Source organism: Anaerotignum lactatifermentans (genome assembly GCF_014982935.1).
In the GTDB taxonomy this organism is placed as follows: Bacteria; Bacillota; Clostridia; order Lachnospirales; family Anaerotignaceae; genus Anaerotignum; species Anaerotignum lactatifermentans.
In genome coordinates, this window is the sequence record NZ_JADCKK010000044.1 from 1 (window position 1) to 21,131 (window position 21,131).

General features: G+C 44.0%; 17 protein-coding genes. 1 reads left to right on the forward strand and 16 read right to left on the reverse strand.

Annotated features, from left to right (window positions below):
• Window positions 1–162: 162 nt before the first annotated feature.
• The 14 genes from INF29_RS10355 to nifS all read right to left on the reverse strand — a co-directional run bounded on the left by INF29_RS10355 (window position 163) and on the right by nifS (window position 18,614).
• Window positions 163–669, reverse strand: coding sequence for a hypothetical protein (locus INF29_RS10355; RefSeq protein WP_193486455.1), 507 nt, complete (start codon window positions 667–669; stop codon window positions 163–165).
• A gap of 27 nt (window positions 670–696) precedes the next feature.
• Window positions 697–1,602, reverse strand: coding sequence for a hypothetical protein (locus INF29_RS10360; RefSeq protein ID WP_193486457.1), 906 nt, complete (start codon window positions 1,600–1,602; stop codon window positions 697–699).
• A 127-nt stretch (window positions 1,603–1,729) separates the two neighbouring features.
• Window positions 1,730–1,948 (reverse strand): PF20097 family protein, encoded by a 219-nt coding sequence (locus tag INF29_RS10365; protein ID WP_087989037.1) that lies wholly within the window; start codon window positions 1,946–1,948, stop codon window positions 1,730–1,732.
• 12 nt (window positions 1,949–1,960) lie between these two features.
• Entirely contained in the window at window positions 1,961–6,292 is a 4,332-nt protein-coding gene (locus INF29_RS10370; RefSeq protein WP_193486459.1) for a PolC-type DNA polymerase III, read from the reverse strand.
• A gap of 30 nt (window positions 6,293–6,322) precedes the next feature.
• Window positions 6,323–7,372 carry a flavodoxin-dependent (E)-4-hydroxy-3-methylbut-2-enyl-diphosphate synthase gene (ispG, locus tag INF29_RS10375; RefSeq protein WP_072848656.1) on the reverse strand — a complete coding sequence of 350 codons (1,050 nt, stop codon included), beginning with the start codon at window positions 7,370–7,372 and terminating at the stop codon, window positions 6,323–6,325.
• Window positions 7,373–7,566: 194 nt separating this feature from the next.
• On the reverse strand, window positions 7,567–9,198 hold the full coding sequence (groL, locus tag INF29_RS10380) for a chaperonin GroEL (RefSeq protein WP_193486461.1): 1,632 nt from the start codon (window positions 9,196–9,198) through the stop codon (window positions 7,567–7,569).
• 38 nt (window positions 9,199–9,236) lie between these two features.
• Window positions 9,237–9,524 (reverse strand): co-chaperone GroES, encoded by a 288-nt coding sequence (locus INF29_RS10385; RefSeq protein WP_022364353.1) that lies wholly within the window; start codon window positions 9,522–9,524, stop codon window positions 9,237–9,239.
• A gap of 250 nt (window positions 9,525–9,774) precedes the next feature.
• On the reverse strand, window positions 9,775–10,644 hold the full coding sequence (locus INF29_RS10390) for an NAD(P)/FAD-dependent oxidoreductase (RefSeq protein WP_193486463.1): 870 nt from the start codon (window positions 10,642–10,644) through the stop codon (window positions 9,775–9,777).
• 253 nt (window positions 10,645–10,897) lie between these two features.
• On the reverse strand, window positions 10,898–12,970 hold the full coding sequence (gene fusA, locus INF29_RS10395; RefSeq protein WP_072848658.1) for an elongation factor G: 2,073 nt from the start codon (window positions 12,968–12,970) through the stop codon (window positions 10,898–10,900).
• Window positions 12,971–13,186: 216 nt separating this feature from the next.
• Window positions 13,187–13,735: an N-acetylmuramoyl-L-alanine amidase family protein gene (locus tag INF29_RS10400; RefSeq protein ID WP_072848761.1), complete on the reverse strand. Its 549-nt coding sequence runs from the start codon at window positions 13,733–13,735 to the stop codon at window positions 13,187–13,189.
• 127 nt (window positions 13,736–13,862) lie between these two features.
• Entirely contained in the window at window positions 13,863–15,551 is a 1,689-nt protein-coding gene (locus tag INF29_RS10405) for a Na/Pi cotransporter family protein (RefSeq protein WP_193486465.1), read from the reverse strand.
• A 135-nt stretch (window positions 15,552–15,686) separates the two neighbouring features.
• A complete protein-coding gene (gene mnmA / locus INF29_RS10410; RefSeq protein WP_193486467.1) occupies window positions 15,687–16,793 on the reverse strand; it encodes a tRNA 2-thiouridine(34) synthase MnmA in 1,107 nt (368 codons plus the stop codon).
• A gap of 142 nt (window positions 16,794–16,935) precedes the next feature.
• A complete protein-coding gene (gene nifU / locus INF29_RS10415; RefSeq protein WP_022253652.1) occupies window positions 16,936–17,373 on the reverse strand; it encodes a Fe-S cluster assembly scaffold protein NifU in 438 nt (145 codons plus the stop codon).
• 59 nt (window positions 17,374–17,432) lie between these two features.
• Window positions 17,433–18,614, reverse strand: coding sequence for a cysteine desulfurase NifS (nifS, locus tag INF29_RS10420; RefSeq protein WP_191344368.1), 1,182 nt, complete (start codon window positions 18,612–18,614; stop codon window positions 17,433–17,435).
• Window positions 18,615–18,905: 291 nt separating this feature from the next.
• Between nifS and INF29_RS10425 the strand changes: the two genes are divergently transcribed.
• On the forward strand, window positions 18,906–19,319 hold the full coding sequence (locus INF29_RS10425; protein ID WP_193486469.1) for a helix-turn-helix domain-containing protein: 414 nt from the start codon (window positions 18,906–18,908) through the stop codon (window positions 19,317–19,319).
• Between the two features lie 57 nt (window positions 19,320–19,376).
• Here INF29_RS10425 and INF29_RS10430 read toward each other — a convergent pair whose 3' ends face one another.
• On the reverse strand, window positions 19,377–19,562 hold the full coding sequence (locus tag INF29_RS10430; RefSeq protein WP_072848665.1) for a hypothetical protein: 186 nt from the start codon (window positions 19,560–19,562) through the stop codon (window positions 19,377–19,379).
• A gap of 82 nt (window positions 19,563–19,644) precedes the next feature.
• Complete coding sequence (locus INF29_RS10435; protein WP_193486471.1) at window positions 19,645–20,988, reverse strand: MATE family efflux transporter; 1,344 nt, start codon at window positions 20,986–20,988, stop codon at window positions 19,645–19,647.
• Window positions 20,989–21,131 lie beyond the last annotated feature (143 nt).

Here is a 21,131-nt window from a genome sequence, read left to right on the forward strand (position 1 = left end):
TTTATTTTTACAACCATGAGCGCATCCAGTTAAAAACCGGAGAGCCGCCGCTTACGCGACGCCTCTCCACTTAAAACTTCATATTTTCCTACATAGAGGCCTTTTTGTGCTGTCCGCACAATCTGGAGCAGTTCACAAAGAATTTCATGCCTTTTTGATTGTTTATTTTGATGAATGTATCGCTTTCCATCGAAAATATCCGAAGCCTTCTGCCAACGTCAGCAAAAATGTGCAGATACCATAGGAAAGCAGAAATCCTTTCTTCATAAATCCAGATTTGACTTCTATATTTTCTAAATCGATTGTACTTCGGTCTACCACACGGTATGGATATACTACCTGTGATGTTACTGCTGCTGTGGTATAAAAGGAATCATCTTCTGGAATATCATGCGCTTCCAGAAGGCAGTATCTGGGAAAAAATAAATTTCTCTGTAATTCTAATATTTGTACATCGCCTTCCCTTTCTATCAGCATCAATTCCGAATCCTTTAAAACTGTATGATCTAAAATATGGGCATTTTCAAATTCCCCATAGGCTTTTGCCAGACTTTCCGCCTGCAAAGGGCTGGAAATGGGGCAAACCAGCAACCCCTGTATACAAACAGCAATACAGAAATTGACCAGAATCATAACAATGCCAAAAAAGACCGCTTTTCCTTTCTGCATAGCATAAGCCTCCTCACAGTCCTATTTTTATTTTAACGATTCTGCCGCCTTCTCAACTTCGCTCCAATACTCCTGCTGTTTTTCAAAAACGGCTTTTTCCATGACAACCGCTTTCCGCATCTGTTTATCCCATTCCATAGTTAAATGACCGAAATGGTTCACCGCTTCCCGTAGGGGAATATAGACTTTTCCATTGATATTCTGGCAGGGAATGTTTGTGGGCAAAACATTATTTTTGATAGCTCCGTTCTGGTAAATCAAATTCTTCATCTCTCCATACTGTGTTGCAAAAATGGTGTTCCAGTCCTCCAGAGATATCTGCAAGGTACCATTGGCATCAATAAACGCATTCTGGAAAACATGCAGATAACCATTCAAAAACATTCCCAGTTTATTGAAATCAGCATAATCCACAGAAGTCACTCTGATACCTTGGATATACAGCATCACATCGTATGGATAATAGGTTTCCTCTATGGTTTCCAGCTTTATCACAAGACTCTGCATTGTTTCCGAGGAAATCTCCATATATTCTGACTGGATATCTGCAGTTTGGTCTGAAATTTTGTCCTTTGTGTAAGTGATTCTGGATAGGATATTCTGGTTTGGATACACCACATACTGTACATCCTGATTGTCTGCCTGTTCATCAGAAAGCACATAAAATCTATAACGGTCATATCCATAAGGCAGTTCTGCCGATTTTCCTGTCAACCACGCATTTTTCCATTCCGTCAGAAAATCCTCCACTGCCGCTGGCTGTGTCAAATAATAACAACGTCCTGTGTCCAAATCCTGCAGCTGTATAACGGTTCCTTCATACATATTCGACTGCTCCACTATAGCATTTGTCACGGGAACACCCTGTCCATACACCGCTGTTGGCATCATAACGCCCACCACACAGCAAAGCAAGAAAATTCTCTTTTTCATAGCCATTCCCCGTTCTTACAAATACCAAAAACTCCCTTTTTTTCAGCATACTGAAGTTTCAAAAAAAATACAATGAAAAAGCGACAATCTTACGTTTCTTGTAAGATTTGTCGCTTTTTTGTTATATTTATTGATTTTCGTCCTCATAGGGCACAATGACCCAATGACAATCCCGACATACATAAGCTTCACATCTAGGGCATGTCATATTATGGGTCGTCAAAGAAATATCGCCAATTTTTGAAGCTTCGATAAACCACTTTTTCAGTTTACGAGTATAGACCACTTCTCGCGCACTGTTGATCCAGCCTTTTTCCATTTCTTTTCCGCATTTCGGACAGTTCATAAAATGCCCCCTTTAGAACAGACTCAGCTGATTGGTTTCAGGAATGCCGTTCAAAACGCCATTTTCTTTCAGCAAATCAATGAGGGAACGTCCCAAAGAAGTTCGTTCTTTCAGCTCCTCAATGGTATGGAACTCCCCTGCCGCTCTGCCATCCACAATGCTCTGAGCCGCATTGGTGCCCAGCCCCTGCAAAGAGTTGAAAGGCGGAATCAGACCTTCCTCCGTCACAATGAACTTTCTGGAGTCGGATTTATAGAGGTCAATGGGCAGGAATTTGAAGCCGCGGGCATAAAATTCCACGATCAATTCCAGAACCGTCATTTTTGCCTTATCTTTCGCTGTTGCTTCCATACCTTTGGCATGGATTTCCCGCATAGCCGCTTTGGCAACGTCCATACCCTTGCACATACAGCTATAGTCAAAATCATCACAGGCACGTACGGTGAAGTACGTTGCGTAATATGCTTCCGGATAATTGATTTTGAAATAAGCAATACGGAATGCCATCATGACATATGCCGCCGCATGGGCTTTGGGGAACATGTACTTGATCTTCTGGCAGGATTCGATATACCAATCTGGCACATTTGCCGCTTTCATATCGGCAATGTCCTCATCGGTGAGCCCTTTCCCCTTTCTGACTTTTTCCATGATCTTAAAGGATTTCTTCTTATCCACACCTTTATTAATGAGGTAAATCATGATACTATCACGGGTGGAGATGGTTTCTTTCAGGGTAATGGTACCGTTTTCGATAAGGGTCTGGGCATTGCCCAGCCATACGTCCGTACCATGGGACAAGCCAGAAATACGAAGCAAGTCCGCAAATGTTTTCGGTTTCGTATCCAACAGCATGCCACGCACGAATTTTGTACCAAATTCAGGAATACCCAAAGTCCCTGTTTCACAGCCGATATCCTCCGCTGTAACCCCTAACGCTTCTGGAGATTCAAAAAGGGACATGGTAGCTGGATCGCCCAGAGGTACCGTCTGGGGATTGACGCCCGTCAAGTCGTAAAGCATACGAATGACGGTGGGATCGTCGTGCCCCAGCAGGTCTAATTTCAGCAAACGACCGCTGATGGAATGATAGTCAAAATGTGTGGTTGTGACTGTGGAATTCACATCGTTTGCCGGACGCTGAATGGGGCAAAATTCATAGATATTATGGTCACTGGGTACAACCATCAGACCACCGGGGTGCTGCCCTGTAGTTCTCTTGACACCAGTACACCCATTCATCAGACGGGTAATTTCCGCATTATGGGCAGTGATTTCCCGTTCATCAAAGTATTTTTTTACAAAGCCATAGGCAGTTTTATCTGCCAAAGTGCCAATGGTACCGGCTTTGAACACATGCCCTACGCCGAACAATTCTTCTGTATAGGCATGGGCTGTCTGCTGATATTCCCCAGAAAAGTTCAAGTCAATATCTGGTTCTTTATCCCCTTCAAATCCAAGGAATGTCTGGAATGGAATATCGTGACCATCCTTATGCATGAGTGTACCGCATTTCGGGCAGTTCATATCAGGCATGTCACATCCGCTGGCTTCTTCCATGGCGTAAGATTTCACCAAATCCGAATCAAAGTCGGAATATTTGCAGTTAGGGCAAACATAATGGGGTGGCAAAGAGTTTACCTCCGTAATCCCTGCCATGTTTGCCGCAAAAGAAGAACCTACGGAACCACGGGAACCAACCAGATACCCGTCCGCCACAGATTTCCATACCAGTTTCTGCGCAATGATATAAAGCACCGCATACCCATTGCTGATGATGGAGTTCAGTTCTGTTTCCAAACGCTCCTGCACCAGTGGCGGCAAGGGATCGCCATAAATGGAATGCGCCTTATCCATGCAAATCTGTCGCAGCTGTTCATCGGCACCCTCAATTTTAGGAGGGAATGTTTCATCTGGAATGGGCTTAATTTTTTCAATCTGGTCCGCAATGAGGTTGGTGTTGGTAATAACAACCTCTCTTGCCTTTTCCTCTCCCAGATAGTCAAATTCCGCCAACATTTCATCTGTTGTTCTGAAATACAGGGGCGGCTGGTTGTCTGCATCGGGGAAACCTTCCGCTGCCATGATGATTTTACGGTATGCCGCGTCATCAGGGTCAATGAAATGCACGTCACAGGTTGCCACAACAGGCTTGCCGTAAGTTTCACCCAGTTCCACAATCTTCCGGTTCATGTTTTTGATATCCTCCATCGAGTGAATATTTTCCACTCTAGGAGAATCAATCATAAATTTATTGTTCCCCAAAGGCTGGATTTCCAGATAATCATAGAAATGCACCAGTTCTTCAATACGCTGTTTGGGTTCGCCGTCCAAAAGAGCACGGTACAGTTCCCCCGCTTCGCAGGCACTGCCCAAAATCAAGCCTTCCCGCATCTGCATAAATTTGCTTTTAGGGATTCTAGGGCGACGGAAGAAATAATCAATATGAGCCATGGAAACCAGTTCATAGAGATTTCGCAGACCAGTATAGTTCTTCACCAGAATGATGGCATGATAAGCACGGAGTTTTTTATAGTTCACCGTACGGCTGGCAAGAACATTGATTTCATCCAAGGTGAAAATCTTCTTTTCTGCCAGCATATCCAAGAATTTAATAAATACTTCCGCTGTTGCTTCCGCGTCGTTGACGGCACGATGGTGTCCGTTCAATGTTACGCCCAAATGTTCACAAACAATATCCAATTTGTGTTTATTCAGTTCCGGCAGCAATGCTCTTGCCAGTTCCAAAGTATCTACAATGGTATGATGTAGTTCTCCCAGACCAGCTCTTTCTGCCGCAATGCGGATAAAGCCTGTATCAAAAGAAGCATTGTGGGCTACCAGTACAGTATCTTCACAGAATTTCAAAAATTCCGGCAAAATATTTTCGATGGTGGGCGCGTCTTTCACCATATCGTCGGTGATGCCAGTCAGTTTTGTGATTTCCGCGGAAATGGGGCGCTGTGGATTGACGAAGGTACTGAAACGGTCAATGATTTTCCCGTCTGCTACCTTTACGGCACCAATTTCCGTAATCATTTCTTTTTCCTTAGAAAGCCCTGTGGTTTCGATATCGAATACCACATAGGTATCATCCAGATTCTGCCCTCTGGGGGAGAACACCGCATTGCCCAAGTCGTCAATGAGATAGGCTTCCACGCCATAAATGACTTTCAAATCAGACTTATCTGCCGCATTCATGGCATCAGGGAATGCCTGTACCACGCCATGGTCTGTGATCGCAATGGCTTTATGTCCCCACTCAATGGCGCGTTTGATATAAGTTTTCACAGGTGTCACGCCGTCCATACTGCTCATTTGCGTATGGAGATGGAGTTCCACACGTTTTTCCTCTGCCGTATCCATACGGGGCGGAGGAGCCTGTGCCGTCATAATGGCTTTTGCCATGATGTTGATTTCCTTAGCGTATTTATCAAACTGCACTTCCCCCTGGACACGAAGGTAAGCGTCTTTTTTGATTTTATCTTTCAGTTCATTGTCAAAAACAGACCGTTTCACAAAGAATTTTACCGTTGTGGAATCGGACTTGTCCGTAATATCAAAGGAAACGATATATTTTTCCCCTTTGATTTCTCTGGGTTCGATATTGAAAATATTCCCTTCCACAATAACAGATTCCCCAGGAATTTTCGTATCCACGATTTTCACAGGAGTACCAGTAAATTCTTTGCCAAAGAGAATACCTCTGGAAACAGCTTCGCTGACTGCGCCCACTTCCGCGGAAACTTTTGCCTGTTCCGCCGCCTGTGTAGCGGAAGCAATCTGCTGGAGGAGCTCCTCTGTTTTTGTCCGCTGTTCCTGTTCCATACGGGCACGGTCTTCCTCACTGCTCTGGACGTTTTTGAACTGCACAGACATAGCCAGTCCCGTTTCTTCCTGCACCAGCTTTGCCACAGCATCATCCAGCTTTTTCTGGGACAGATAGTAAGCCATGTTATGTTTTACAAAAATCTGCATCTTTCCATCCTGATAATCCCAATCCGCATCGGAAATAACACCGCTGCAAACCTTACTCTGGGCTGCCACATGACTGCGGATGGTATCCCAGAAATCCGTCAGAACTGCTTTAGGCTCCTTGTCCATCAACTGATATTTGGGGAAAATATGCACTTCTTTCACACCAGGAAGCTGCTGCATCATTTCTTTCCGCAGTTTTTCCCAATACAAAGGCGGAATGACTTCATCTGCCGCAATCTCTGTTACAATTTCCCGCTCCTTCCGGTGGATGGTCAGGGAAAGCACCGTGGTTTCCCGAAAGACTTCCTGCAAAGGGGCGGAAAGAGAAACCTTATCAAAGACCAGCGGAAATTTTTTCGCTGTCATATCGCCCCTCCTTTCCGATTATTTTCCAAATCACAGTTTATCAATTTCTTCCATCAAAGCGTCTACCAGCTGGCTTTCGTCCACTTTACGGATGAGTTCGCCTTTTTTGAACAGGATACCCACACCATTGCCGCCAGCAATACCGATATCCGCTTCTTTCGCTTCGCCGGGACCGTTTACCACGCAGCCCATAACTGCCACTTTGATATCTTTTTTGATGGAAGCACAACGTTTTTCCACTTCATTTGCAATAGAAATCAGGTCAATCTGTGTTCTGCCGCAAGTAGGACAGGAAATCAGTTCAATGCCAAATTTCCGCAGACCCAGACATTTGAGAATTTCTTTCGCTGCACGGACTTCTTCCACAGGGTCACCAGTCAAAGATACACGAATGGTATCACCAATGCCCATTGCCAGAATCGCGCCAATACCTACTGCGGATTTGATGGTACCAATATAAACGGTTCCCGCTTCTGTAATCCCCACATGGATGGGATAAGGAATACTTTCTGACAGAATCCGATAAGCTTCCAGAGAGAAAGGCACATCAGAAGCCTTAATGGAAACCACAATATCATGGAAGTCATATTTTTCCAGAATTTTTACATGTTTCAGGGCACTTTCTACCAAGCCCTGAGGGGTTACACCGCCGTATTTTTCCACCAGTTCTTTTTCCAAAGAACCGCTGTTAACGCCAATGCGGATGGGGATATGTTTTTCTTTCGCCATTTCCACCACCTGACGGATACGGTCTTCATCGCCGATGTTGCCGGGGTTGATACGAACTTTATCGATGCCCAGCTCCATGACACGCAGTGCCAGACGATAATCAAAGTGGATGTCTGCCACCAGAGGAATATGAATCTGTTTTTTGATTTCACCAATGGCATCTGCCGCTTTCATATCAGGCACTGCCACACGCACCAGTTCACAGCCAGCCGCTTCCAGCGCATGAATCTGCGCCACCGTAGCCGCTACATCTCTGGTATCTGTATTACACATGGACTGGATAACAACGGGGTTGCCGCCGCCCAATTTTAAATTGCCAACCTGTACGGTTCTAGTCTGAGTTCTCTGCATATCTGCACTCCCTTTTATGTATTCAAATCAATATTTCGCTATGGTATAGTATAGCACAATCCGAAAAAACAGACCACACAAAACCAGCCAAAACAACAGCCTTCCCCTTGTGCAAAAAAGCTGAATGCACAAAAAAAGGAACAGAGATTTTGATCTCTGCCCCTTTTTCATAGGTATTAGAATGTTTTATCGGCTTACATGTAACCGCCCATGCCGCCGCCCATGCCAGCTTCAGGCATAGCAGGTGCTTTTGCGGGCAGTTCCGCAACAACTGCTTCTGTTGTCAGGAATGTGGAAGCAACGGATGTTGCGTTCTGCAGTGCGCTTCTGGTTACTTTTGCGGGGTCCAGAATGCCTGCTTCTACCATTTCCACATATTCTTCTGTCAGGGCATTGAAACCAACGCCTTCTGCCATTTCTTTTACTTTGTTTACGATAACGGAACCTTCCAGACCTGCGTTTTCAACAATCTGACGCAGAGGAGCTTCCAGTGCTTTCACAACGATGTCAGCACCTGTTTTTTCATCACCTGTCAGATCAGCACATGCAGCTTTTACTTTTTCTACTGCATGCAGCAGTGCTGTACCGCCACCAGCTACGATACCTTCTTCCACAGCGGCTCTAGTAGCTGCCAGTGCGTCTTCCATACGCATTTTCTTTTCTTTCATTTCTGTTTCGGTAGCTGCACCAACTTTGATGACTGCTACGCCGCCACACAGTTTTGCCAGTCTTTCCTGCAATTTTTCTCTATCGAAATCAGATTCTGTTTCTTCGATTGCAGTACGAATCTGATGGATTCTTGCGTCGATTTCGTCTTTTCTGCCTGCGCCGTCAGCGATGATGGTCAGGTCTTTTTCTACACGAACAGTTTTTGCACGACCCAGCATATCCAGAGTAGCATCTTTCAGGTCAATACCCAGTTCATCAGAGATGACCTGACCGCCTGTCAGAGCTGCGATATCAGCCAGCTGTGCTTTTCTTCTTTCGCCATAGCCAGGAGCTTTGACTGCAACGCATGTGAATGTACCTCTCAGTTTGTTCAGTACCAGTGTAGCCAGTGCTTCGCCTTCTACGTCTTCCGCAATGATCAGCACTTTGCCGCCTGTCTGCATGATCTGTTCCAGAATAGGAACCAGATCCTGGATGTTGGAGATTTTCTTATCTGTCAGCAGGATATAAGGATCTTCCAGAACAGCTACCATTTTATCCATATCTGTGCACATGTAAGCGGACAGATAACCTTTATCGAACTGCATACCTTCTACCAGATCCAGTTCTGTTTTCATTGTTTTGGATTCTTCTACTGTGATAACGCCGTCGTTTGTTACTTTTTCCATGGCGTCAGCGATCATGTTGCCGACTTCTTCGTCACCAGCAGAAATTGCTGCAACGTTTGCGATATGTTTCTTAGTGGTAACAGCCTGGCTCATTTTCTTGATTTCTGCTACTGCTGCATCAGTTGCTTTCTGCATACCTTTTCTCAGGATAATTGCATTTGCGCCTGCTGCGATGTTTTTCAGACCTTCCTGAATCATAGCCTGTGCCAGAACAGTTGCTGTTGTAGTACCGTCACCGGCTACATCGTTTGTCTGTGTTGCAACTTCTTTTACCAGCTGTGCACCCATATTTTCATAAGGGTCTTCCAGTTCGATGTCCTTTGCGATGGTCACGCCGTCGTTTGTGATCAAAGGAGAAGTGAATTTTCTGTCCAGAACCACGTTACGACCTTTGGGACCCAATGTAACTTTTACGGTATTTGCCAATTTGTCAACACCGGCTGCCATTGCGCTTCTTGCGTCGGTGCTGTATTTAATTTCTTTTGCCATATTCAATAACGCCTCCTAAATATTGAGAAGTTTTAAAATCAGTCTTTTACGATTGCCAGAATATCATTCTGACGCATTACCAGATATTCTTCGCCTTCAAATTTGATCTGCGTAGCGCCGTATCTAGGGAAGATAACATGGTCGCCTTCTTTCAGAACCATTTCTACATTTACATCGCCAACCAGTCCGCCGGGACCTACTGCCACAACGATGGCTTCCTGGGGTTTTTCCTGAGAAGAAGAAGTCAGAATCAAACCGGATTTTGTGGTTTCTTCTGCTTCCAACTGTTTCAATACTACTTTATCTCCTAATGGTGCAAGTTTCATATTATTCTGCCTCCTTGTATTCTTGTTGTTAGCACTCATCTGTATCGAGTGCTAATTTCTGATATTATATTAGCTATTTTCCCAGGAATATTCAAATCCCATATAAGATGTTATTCTGTAAAATTTAGAAATATACAGAAAAAACCGAAGAAATTCAAGAAAAAAACTAATTTTTACTCTTGATTTCTCCGGTTTTCTTTCATTTACTCTATTTTTGCAAAAAATGAGATAATTTTAAGAAAATTTTATTTTATTTCTGCTGTTCTCTGTCCAGCTGGTCGATGGCTGCCGCTGCGGAAAGAGCTGCCACCAGACCTTCCCCAACAGCCTTTGCAATCTGATAAGGCGCACCTGTGCAGTCCCCTGCCGCATAAACGCGAGGCAGGTTTGTTTCCATTTTACGGTTTACCACAATGTTTTTGCCTTCTGTTTCCAGACCAAAAAGCAGGCTTTCAGGGGGCATAGAGTTTTTCGCAAAGAAAATACCATCACAGCCCAGTGTTTCATCTGCCAGTTCCAGACCTGTCACACGGTCATTTTCTCCCAAAACGGCTTTGGGTTTCCCATTAACTACTTTGACATTGTCCTTCAAAGACAGAACGGGCTGATAAAGAGGTACATACAGCACTTCAGAACAAATATCCGCCAAGAAGTTTGCTTCTGCTTCCCCTTCTTCATTTTCCGCTACCACAACGACTTTTTTGCCACGATAGAGCATACCGTCGCAGGTTGCGCAGTAGCTGACGCCTTTGCCCAGATATTCCATTTCTCCGACAATGCCTTTGCTTTTGCTCAGACCTGTTGCCAGGATGATGGCTTTCGCCTGAATGAATTCATTTTCCGCATTGATCATGTAGGAATCTCCCATGGACATGATCTGACTGATACGGGCTTCTTTGAATTCTACGCCGTTTTTCATGGCATGAGCATAGAATGTGTTCAGCAGTTCTTCCCCTGCCATATCCGGCAGACCAAGGTAGTTGTCCACCTTTTCTGCTGCGAAGAGCAGAGAGCTGTCCAAACTTCTGCCAAAAATCGTTACGGTTTTATTTCTCTGACGACAGTTCAGCGCCGCGGATAAAGCAGCAGGACCGCCGCCAATGATTGCTACGTCTAACACAAGCATTCCTCCTTCATATAAAAACAGGATAACCAAATGATGTCCTTTCATAATGCGAAAATCCCTGTTTCTGAACAACGGATACGGAATCGGCGGATTCCATGGAGCAAATACCTTGAAACCCGCCTTTTCCTAACTACCGTTGTTCATTTTCATAGTATGTGTCCATGGTTTATTGGGAACCATTTTGGACACTTGATTTCGGATTTTCTCTCATTGAGAATATCATAAAGTTATCCTATTTGCAATGTTCTTATTTCTGTTCTGCTCTTGCAGCGATAATTTTCTTCTGGATTTCCATAGGAGCTTCTTCGTAACGTTCGAAATGGTGTCTGTAATCGCCACGGCTCTGAGTCAGAGAACGCAGGTCTGTTGCGTATTTGTGCATTTCAGCTGTAGGAACTTCTGCAACGATGCATTTCTTATTGCCAACAGCGTCCATGCTCAAGATACGACCACGACGTTTGTTGATGTCACCCATGATATCGCCCATGTATTTTTCAGGAATCAGAACTTCCACATGTTCGATGGGTTCCAGAATGGTCGGTTTTGCCTGAGGGATACCTTCCTTGAAGGCTACAGATGTTGCCATCTTGAATGCCATTTCAGAAGAGTCAACAGGATGGTAGGAACCGTCTGTCAATGTTGCTTTCAGACCTACTACAGGGTAACCAGCCAATACACCAGACTGTACGCATTCCTGCAGACCTTTTTCTACAGCGGGGAAGTACTGTTTGGGTACGGAACCGCCGAAGATCTTTTCTTCAAATACATAAGGTACAGACAGATCGCCGCTGGGTTCGAATTCCATAACAACGTCACCGAACTGACCATGACCGCCGGACTGTTTCTTATATCTGCCGCGTACGGAAGCTTTGGATTTAATTGTTTCACGATAAGGAATGATAGGATCTTTCAGTTCCACTTCAATCTTATATTTGTTTTTCAGTTTATTGACCATAACATCCAGCTGCTGTTCGCCGATACCATAGATCAATGTCTGTTTTGTTTCTTTGTTCACTTCCATCTTGATGGTAGGATCTTCTTCACGGATCTTGGAAAGAGCTGCGGACAGTTTGTCTTCATCGCCTTTGCCTTTGGGCTGGATTGCCATGCACAGAACGGATTCAGGCAGGTTGATTTTGGGAATAACGATGTTTGCTTCTTTCAAAGACAGTGTATCCTGTGTGGAAGTGTTGGACAGTTTTGCCAGAGCGCCGATATCACCGGAATGGAGTTCATCCACTTCGATCTGTTCTTTCCCTCTGATAACATACAGGTGACCAACTTTTTCCACTGTATCTTTTTCTTCGTTATAAACGCTCATGGAAGCGTCCAGTTTACCAGTCATAACTCTGAACAGGTTCAGACGACCAATATAAGGGTCTGCGATGGTTTTGAATACAAAAGCAGAGAATCTTTCGTCGTCTGTGGAGCAGTAAACCACTTTTTCACCATTATGGAATGCATGGAAGTTGGGTTTTGCTTCGTTTGCGGGAGGTGTAAAGCGAACGATGGTATTCAGAAGCAGTTTTACACCATAGCCCAGTGTAGCGGAACCACACATTACAGGCGCGATGGTATGATTTTCGATACCATATTTCAGACCATCGTAGATTTCTTCTTCTGTCAGTTCAATGTCATTGAAGAATTTTTCCATGAGTTCGTCGCTGCTTTCTGCTGCAACTTCTACCAACATGGAACGCAGAACTTCTACTTCGTCCTTTTTATCTTCAGGCATTTCGCAGGGCTGCAGTTTACCGTCTACTTTCTTTCTGGCATCTCTCTTAATCAGATTGATGAAGCCAACGAATTTGCCATCTGCATCATTGAAAGGAATCTGCAAAGGTGCAACGGATTTACCGAATTTCACACGCATATCTGCCAATGTTTTTTCAAAGTCCGCATTTTCATCGTCCATCTGGTTTACAAAGAAAATACGAGGCAGATGCATTTCTTCGGTATATTCCCATGCTTTTTCAGTACCAACTTCTACGCCGGATTTTGCGGAAACCATGATAAGGGCTGTATCCGCTACGCTCATAGCCAGTTTGGATTCAGCCACGAAGTCAAAATAACCAGGTGTATCCAGGAAGTTGATCTTTGTATCCTGCCATTCTACAGGCAGTACGGATGTACTGATAGATACCTTACGGCGAATTTCTTCTGGATCGTAGTCACTAACGGTATTGCCTTCGTCCACTTTCCCGAATCTCTTTGTTGCTCCGGAATAGAACAGCGCTGCTTCGGCATAAGTGGTTTTCCCGGAACCGCTGTGACCTAATAGTACTACGTTTCTCACCTTATCTGCTGCGTAACTTTTCATACTGATACCTCCCTTGGTATTGAATAATCGGACAAGTCGCCCGTCAGTTTTCATGTATACAGTATTATATAGCATTTACACAATATACATATCAATATAAATACGGCACTTGTCACGATTTCCCTTTATTTTTTATAAAAAAACTTTCTCTTTGGAGGATAGCATAAAACAGCTATTGTAATTCGTGATAGACATTGTATAATTTTTCAGAAATATTTATACCTGTGGCTGACGAAAGGGCACACCGAAATAATCCGCAATGGATTTTGCCAGCGCTTTGGCAATCTGATCAATATTCTCTTTGATCCACTGCGCATCCTCTATATTATCGTGATACCCTACTTCCACCAGCACTGCCGGCGCATTGGTACGGCGCAATTCCCGCAGGGTTGCCGTTGCCACAGACTGTACTTTTTCTCCATCTGGATAAACCTGCTTCATATTTTCCGTAACAATATCCGCCATTTCTCCGCCATAAGGGCTATTGTAAAAATAATACGCATCTACCCCCTGCAATTTCCCTGCCAGACTTTCCGGCGCTGCATTGGAATGAATGGCAAAATGCAGGTCATAATTTCCTTCATTGGAAGCGGCAATGGCTTCCCCCAGACTCATTTCCGGACGATTTCGTGTAAATTCAATGCCAGATGCCAGCAAATAAGGCTCCATGGCATCGGCAATGAGATTGGTGATCTCCTCCTCTGTTCCACCGTTTACATACAAATTATACTCCTGCAAAGAAGGACTCAGATAAACACGCGGCATTCTCATTCCGCCTTTCTTACTGTTCTCTTTTCTTATGTATTCGGTTCTCTACAGATTTGTGCCTGTATCCATGAAAAAAAGCCCTTTGCCATGTTTTCACACAGCAAAAGGCTTTTTCTTCTTCTGATTAAACAACGGGCATGATTGCTTCGTCGTGATAATTCTTTTCTACTCTGTTTTCGTTCAATACTACCTGTGCAATGTTCATTGCATGGTCGGAAACACGTTCCAGATTGCCCAGCATTTCCAGGAAATGGATACCAGAGTTTACATTACATTCCGCATTGGACAGACGGTCGATATGGCTTGCACGAAGTTTCTTTTCCAGTGCGTCCACCTGTTCTTCCAGTACAGCGGTTTTCATAGCGTAGGTAATATCGTTGTTTTCCAATGCTTTCAGCGCATTTTCGTAACTTGCCAATGTTACCTTTGTCATTTCACTCAATTCATCCAAAGCCATGTTGGAGAATGTGATTTCTTCTCTTTCCATTTCTTCTGCCAGTTCGGCAATGTTTTCCGCATGGTCACCCACACGTTCCATATCACTGATGGTATTGAGCAAGGATGTTACTGTCTGATTGTCTTTTTCACTGATCTGCAAAGTACACAGTTTGATCAGATATTCAGAAATGCTGTCACAAACCTTATCCACAACATTTTCGCGCTGTTTTACTTCTTCGATCTTATCATGGTCTTTCTTAATCAGTGCATCAAAAGAGCTCTGCAGGTTTTCCAGTGCAATACGACCCAGACGCAGTGTTTCCAGTTTTGCGCCTTCTACTGCCAGGCTGGGTGTTTCCAGAATACGTTTGTCCAGATGAACCAGCTGACTTTCGTCTTTGCATTCGATTTCCTGTACATGGTTGATTCTCTTTGCAATTTTGATGATGATATTAGACAAGGGAATTACCATCAGAGTTGTACCAATGTTGAAGATCGTGTGGATCGCACTGATCTGTGTCTGAGTAATGATCTCGCTGCCCATAGCAGGATTGAGAACAGTAAAGTACACGATCGCTACGATACTGAATACGATGGTACCGGTAATATTAAACATCAGGTGCATGTAACCAACACATTTTGCTGTTTTTGTAGCGCCAATACCACTGATCAGAGCGGTTACACAAGTACCGATATTCTGACCCATGATGATATATACTGCCGCATTGAAAGGTACCAAACCGGAAGCCGCCAAGGACAGCAGAATACCCTGAGATGCAGAGGAGCTCTGGATAATGGCTGTTACAAAAGTACCAGCAAAAATACCCAGCAGAGGGTTTTTGCCCAGTGTTACAAACATGGAACGGAAAGCTTCGGAATCACGCAGAGGTTCTACGGAAGATGACATGCTTTCGATACCAATAAACAACACACCAAAACCAATTACAATAGAAGCAATTTCTTTCCGGCGAGCATTTTTACCGCTCATCATCAAGATGACACCCAGCATAACCGCCAGAGGTGCAATGGTTGCGGGGCTGAACATCTTTGCCCATTCGGAACTGGATACCAGCCAGCCTGTTACAGTTGTACCAATGTTGGCACCCATGATAACACTCATGGCCTGTGTCAGATTCATTAAACCAGCATTTACAAAACCAACGACCATAACGGTTGTTGCGGAGGAACTCTGTACAATGGCTGTTACCAATGCACCCAGAGCAATCCCCATCAATTTGTTCTGTGTCAGTGCTTCCAAAATACTCTTCATTTTGGAGCCGGCGGCGTTCTGAAGACCCTGCGCCATGATGTTCATGCCGTAGATAAACAAAGCCAGACCGCCAATAAACGGAATAATCATTTGTGCGTAATTCATCGCTGCCTCCCTATAAATTTTTCTTATAGAACATAACCCTTGTTTATATACCATCAAACATGATACCACAAACAATGGTTCCATGCAATTACAAAATGCGACAAATAGCAGTTTTTGAAAATATATACAAAATCTTTATTCAGCTTCGTTCTTTCTTTGATGAATTGGCAGTTTTGCTCCTAAAATGGTACCGCCGCCAGCCACATATTCTCCGTCATAAAGCACCAAAGCCTGTCCCGGTGTAATGGCTCTCTGGGGCTCATCAAAAGTGCATTCCAATAAGTCCTCCCCTACCATACGCACGGTACAGTCTGCCATTTTGTGGCTGTAACGGATTTTTCCGCAGAAACGCATACCGTCTGTAAATTCCGGCACAGACATGCAGTTGATCTGGTTTGCATATACAGTTCTGGAGAAAAGGGTTTCGTTATCACAAAGGATAACTTCGTTCTTATCCACATCCAAACCATATACATACATAGGTTTGCCAAAAGCAATCCCTAAGCCTTTTCGCTGTCCAACGGTATAGTAAATCAAGCCTTTATGCTGCCCCAATATGTTTCCTTCCATATCTACAAAATTTCCCGGGCAATGATTTTTGCCTCTTTCCCGTTCCAAAAAGGCACCATAATCTCCGTCAGGAATGAAGCAAATATCCTGACTGTCGCTTTTCTTCGCAATGAAATCATCAATATTGGCAGCGATTTTACGGATTTCATCCTTTTCATAGAAGCCCACAGGCATCAATGTTCTTTCCAGCTGTTCCTGCGTCAGGCGATACAAGGCATAGGTCTGATCTTTTGCCGCTGTAACAGACGCTTTGATGGAATATCTGCCTGTGACAGGATGTTTTTCAATGCGGGCATAATGTCCTGTTGCAATATAATCTGCCTCAATTTTGTTGGCATAATCCAGCAGAGCTGCCCATTTCACATGACGGTTGCAGGCAATACAGGGATTGGGAGTCATACCTCTTTCGTAGCTGTTGATGAAGTAATCTACCACATTTTCACGAAATTCTTTCCGAAAATCCAATACATGAAATTCGATTCCCAGCTTTTCCGCTACACGAGAAGCATCTTTCACAGCAGAAAGATTGCCGCAGCCTTCTGTTTCTCCTGGCTCCTGCCACATACCCATGGTGACGCCAATGACTTCATACCCTTCTTCTTTTAATAAATAAACAGCCGTAGAACTATCTACGCCGCCCGACATTCCGATAATTACTTTTCCTTTTGACAATGGTTTCACCGACCTTATATTATTTTCATTTTTCGTTTCTCATGGTACCATATTCCCCACAGGGAAACAAGGCTTTCCTGCGCTTTCCAAATACAGAAAAAGCCCGATGCTCCCGAAAGAGAATCGGACTTTTTGATTTCACTTATTCTTCTGTATGGTGATGGAGTTCATCAATGTCATTGACAGGTTTTTTCAGACCTTCGATGACAATGTGATTTTTTTCTGCATAATCCCAAAGTGCTGCGTGGAGCGCTTCTTCTGCCAAGCAAGAACAGTGTACCTTTACAGGAGGCAGCCCATCCAGCGCTTCCATAACCGCTTTGTTTGTTACTTCCAGCGCCTGCTGAATGGTTTTGCCTTTTACCAGTTCTGTTGCCATAGAGCTGGTAGCTACTGCTGCGCCACAGCCAAATGTTTTGAATTTTGCATCCTGAATGATGCCGTCTTCAATCTGCAAATATACTTTCATAATATCGCCGCATTTTGCGTTGCCTACGGTACCAACACCGCTGGCATCTTCAATTTCGCCTACGTTTCTGGGATTCATAAAATGATCCATTACTTTTGCACTGTATTCCATAAATCATTCCTCCTGTGTATTCAAACAATCAATTGATAACCTTCTCTTTTTTCTCTATATTATTTCGCCTGTTTGCTGACTTCTTCGTAAAGGGGAGACATTTCCCGCAGTCTTGCCACAATCTGAGGCAGTTTTTCCAAAATAAAATCAATTTCTTCCTCTGTATTGTCTGTATCCAGTGTCAGTCTTAAAGAACCATGAGCTTTTTCATGAGGCAGCCCGATGGCCAGAAGCACATGGGAAGGATCCAGAGAACCGGATGTGCAAGCGGAACCGCTGGATGCCGCTACGCCCAAAGCGTCTAACAGCAGCAGCATGGATTCGCCTTCAATAAATTCAAAGGAAATATTGCAGTTGCCCGGCAGACGGTCTGTGGGATGACCATTCAGTTTGCTGTAAGGAATGGCTTCCAAAATGCCGTGGATCAGTCTGTCACGCATTTTTTCCAGCGTTGCTCTTGTTTCTGGCAGTTCTGCGGCAGCCAGTTCCACTGCTTTGCCCAGACCTACAATACCGGGGATGTTTTCTGTGCCTGCACGCATTTTCTTTTCCTGTGCACCGCCGAAAATCAAAGGTGTGATGCGTACGCCTTTACGGATATAAATAGCGCCGATGCCTTTTGGTGCACCCAGTTTGTGACCACTGATAGACAGCAGGTCAATGTGCATTTCTTCCACATCAATGGGAACATGACCCATTGCCTGTACAGCGTCTGTGTGGAAGTAGATGCCTTTTTCATGTGCCAGTTTCCCGATTTCCGCGATAGGTTCGATGGTGCCGATTTCATTGTTGGCAAACATCACGGAAATAAGAATGGTTTCTGGACAGATAGCCGCTTCCAGATCTTCCAGTCTGACTTTACCGTCTGCGTCTACATCCAGATATGTCACACGGAAACCATGTTTTTCCAGATATTCACAAGTATGCAAAATCGCATGATGTTCAATTTTTGTGGTAATAATATGATTGCCCTTATCTTTCAGTGCTTCTGCCACACCCCGCAGTGCCATATTGTCACTTTCGGAGCCACCTGCTGTAAAATAGATTTCAGAAGGCTGTGCATTGATGGCTGCTGCCACCTGTTCTCTTGCTTTTTCCATTGCCTTTTTACTCTCTTTCGCAATGCCGTAAATGCCGGATGCATTTCCGTAATACTCTGTAAAATAAGGAAGCATTGCTTCCAGAACTTCTTTTCTGACAGGAGTTGTTGCTGCATGATCCATATAAATTTTTGTTGCCATAGTCTTGTCCTCCTCTAAAACAAATTATCATTTTATATATCATAGTATTCTTATATGCTTTATGTGAATTAAATGTACCATACTTTTCATAGTTTGTCAATAGGAATTAAAAAAATAGTGTAAAATCCGATACGCCATTAATTTTTTGCAATTTGCAAACATTAATAAAAATATTTTTCTATCTGTGACAATGCCTTTTCTCGGTTCTGTATTAACCATATAATAAAATATGTATTTGCAACAGTTATAGTGAATTATGCGAAAGAAAAAATGAAAAATGAGGTGAGCAGATTGCAGGAATTTAAAGATCGACTGAAAATGCTGCGAAAAGAAAAAAAACTGACACAGGTAAAATTGGGAGAAATGTTAAACTATGGTTATACCGCCATTGCTAACTACGAATCCGGACGCAATCAGCCCTCTATCCCTGATTTGAAAAAAATCGCATCTATTTTTGATGTTTCTTTAGACTATCTTCTGGGGGTCAATGACATCCGCCATCCTTATATGGTTGATGATGATTCCATAGAATTTAACCGATTCCAGACCTATTATGCACAACTGAGTAAAAACAGCAGAGAAGAACTGCTTATGTATATGCAGTGGTTATTGGATCGCGATGCTATGCGAAAAGGAGAAAACACAACGGAAAAATCTTCTTTGCTGCGTGTTGCACAGACTGAAAAAGAATATCGTAAAGATTAATCATGTAAAAAACCCTTTTGCTGCGGAAAGATTGCTTTCCACAGCAAAAGGGTTTTTTTATTTTTTCCCAATCATTCTTCTATCTTCATAAAACGCACGCAAATGATCCAGAACTTTGATACCAACAATAATGCAAATGAGCATCTGCACCCAACACATCCACTCCAACTCATAGCGATGCAGGAAAAGTATCATAAACAGCAGCCCTTCCCCCAGAGCCAGCCACAAATGCTTGTTTTTCATCTTCTTCCATCCTCCTTGCCATATTTCTTTATAGCATAGCAGAAAATCATTCGGTTTTTGTTATGGTTTTGTTATGATTTTCTTACAAAATTCCAACGGTTTTTCGATGGAGATACCGCAGGAAAAACAGACAGATCACCAGAGAAACAAAGGTTGCCAAAGGGGAAGCCAGCCCCATGACATACAGCGATTCCCCTGCATAACGGCTCAAAAAAGCCGTAGCCGGAATACGCACACCAAAAGTTGCCAGCATGCTGTGGGCAAAAGCAATCACCGATTTCCCATAACCGCTGAAATAGGAATTCATGCAGAAAATAAAGGCAACCAGTATGCAGTCAATGGAATAGGACCGCAGGTAATCTGCCGCTGCGCTGACCACCTCTGTCTCTTTGGAAAATATCCCCGTGATGCTTTCCGGGTTCCACTGACAGTATATGCAAAACAGCACACCAAAGACCAATGCATATCCAATGCCAAACCACAGTGTTTTTCGTGCCCGGTCCGCCTTTCCTGCTCCCAGATTCTGGGCTGTCATAGCAGCAACAGCCGAAGCAAAAGACGTAGGCGGCAGCATTGCGAAAATGATAATTTTTTCCACAACACCTACTGCTGCCGAAGGAACCAGCCCTAATGTATTCACAATGGCTGTGATAACCAAAAAAGAAATATTCACCAGCGCATCCTGCAATGCCAGAGGCAGCCCCACTTTCCAGATACGCAGCGCCGACTCTGGGTCTGGAATAAAGTCTTTTTTATATACAGGAAAGGAAAAACCTTTCTTTCTAATATATATCAGTGCAGCAAGAAAACTGATTGCCTGTGCAGCAACCGTCGCAATGGCAGCACCTTCGGCACCCATGCCAAAACCGCCTACCAGCAAAAAGTCCACACCAATATTGACAATGCAGGCAATCAATATAAAATACACAGGTGTTTTGGAGTCACCCAATCCACGGAAAATACCACTGACTGCATTATATCCAATGATAAAAGGAATCCCTGCGGAACAGGTAAAAATATATGCTTTAGCTGCCTCTGCCGCTTCCTGAGGCGTTTCCATAGCTGTTACAATGGATTCTGTCAAGAACAGCATCAGCGGTGTTAAAATCACTGCCAGCAGCAAAAAAGATGACGCAATGGTACCCACTGCTTTTGCTGCGCCTCTTGGATTTCCTTCACCAATGCATCTGCCCAGCAAAACCGTACCGCCGGTAGAAATCCCCAGTATAATACCTGTAATGGTCTGCATGACCTGACTGCCAATGGCAACAGCCGATACGCCAGCAGCCGTATCAAAACGCCCCACCACATACAAATCCGCTGCACCATATAACGCCTGCAGAAAACTGGCAAGCAAAAAGGGCACTGCAAACCGCAGCAATGTGGTGCCGATTTTTCCTTCTGTCAAAGAAAATTCCTGTGTCATACGCTTCTCCTTTCATAATCAGGACCACCGGCTTAGCCGGTGGTTTGCTCTGCCCCTAGAAGGGGCTCTTACCAGCAGCGCTTGCAAGCGCATTGAAAGTCCGCCAAGTGCTCTACTTTCTCAACTGCCGCCCTTGGCGGCTA

Bases quoted from the DNA above. Each gene is read 5' to 3' on its own strand.
- INF29_RS10405 (WP_193486465.1), bottom strand. From the start codon at position 15,551: ATGAATTACGCACAAATGATTATTCCGTTTATTGGCGGTCTGGCTTTG.
- nifU (WP_022253652.1), bottom strand. From the start codon at position 17,373: ATGGAATACAGTGCAAAAGTAATGGATCATTTTATGAATCCCAGAAAC.
- INF29_RS10385 (WP_022364353.1), bottom strand. From the start codon at position 9,524: ATGAAACTTGCACCATTAGGAGATAAAGTAGTATTGAAACAGTTGGAA.
- INF29_RS10435 (WP_193486471.1), bottom strand. From the start codon at position 20,988: ATGACACAGGAATTTTCTTTGACAGAAGGAAAAATCGGCACCACATTG.
- INF29_RS10430 (WP_072848665.1), bottom strand. From the start codon at position 19,562: ATGAAAAACAAGCATTTGTGGCTGGCTCTGGGGGAAGGGCTGCTGTTT.
- fusA (WP_072848658.1), bottom strand. From the start codon at position 12,970: ATGAAAAGTTACGCAGCAGATAAGGTGAGAAACGTAGTACTATTAGGT.
- INF29_RS10370 (WP_193486459.1), bottom strand. From the start codon at position 6,292: ATGACAGCGAAAAAATTTCCGCTGGTCTTTGATAAGGTTTCTCTTTCC.
- INF29_RS10365 (WP_087989037.1), bottom strand. From the start codon at position 1,948: ATGAACTGTCCGAAATGCGGAAAAGAAATGGAAAAAGGCTGGATCAAC.
- nifS (WP_191344368.1), bottom strand. From the start codon at position 18,614: ATGGCAACAAAAATTTATATGGATCATGCAGCAACAACTCCTGTCAGA.
- INF29_RS10355 (WP_193486455.1), bottom strand. From the start codon at position 669: ATGCAGAAAGGAAAAGCGGTCTTTTTTGGCATTGTTATGATTCTGGTC.
- groL (WP_193486461.1), bottom strand. From the start codon at position 9,198: ATGGCAAAAGAAATTAAATACAGCACCGACGCAAGAAGCGCAATGGCA.
- INF29_RS10360 (WP_193486457.1), bottom strand. From the start codon at position 1,602: ATGAAAAAGAGAATTTTCTTGCTTTGCTGTGTGGTGGGCGTTATGATG.
- INF29_RS10400 (WP_072848761.1), bottom strand. From the start codon at position 13,735: ATGCCGCGTGTTTATCTGAGTCCTTCTTTGCAGGAGTATAATTTGTAT.
- ispG (WP_072848656.1), bottom strand. From the start codon at position 7,372: ATGCAGAGAACTCAGACTAGAACCGTACAGGTTGGCAATTTAAAATTG.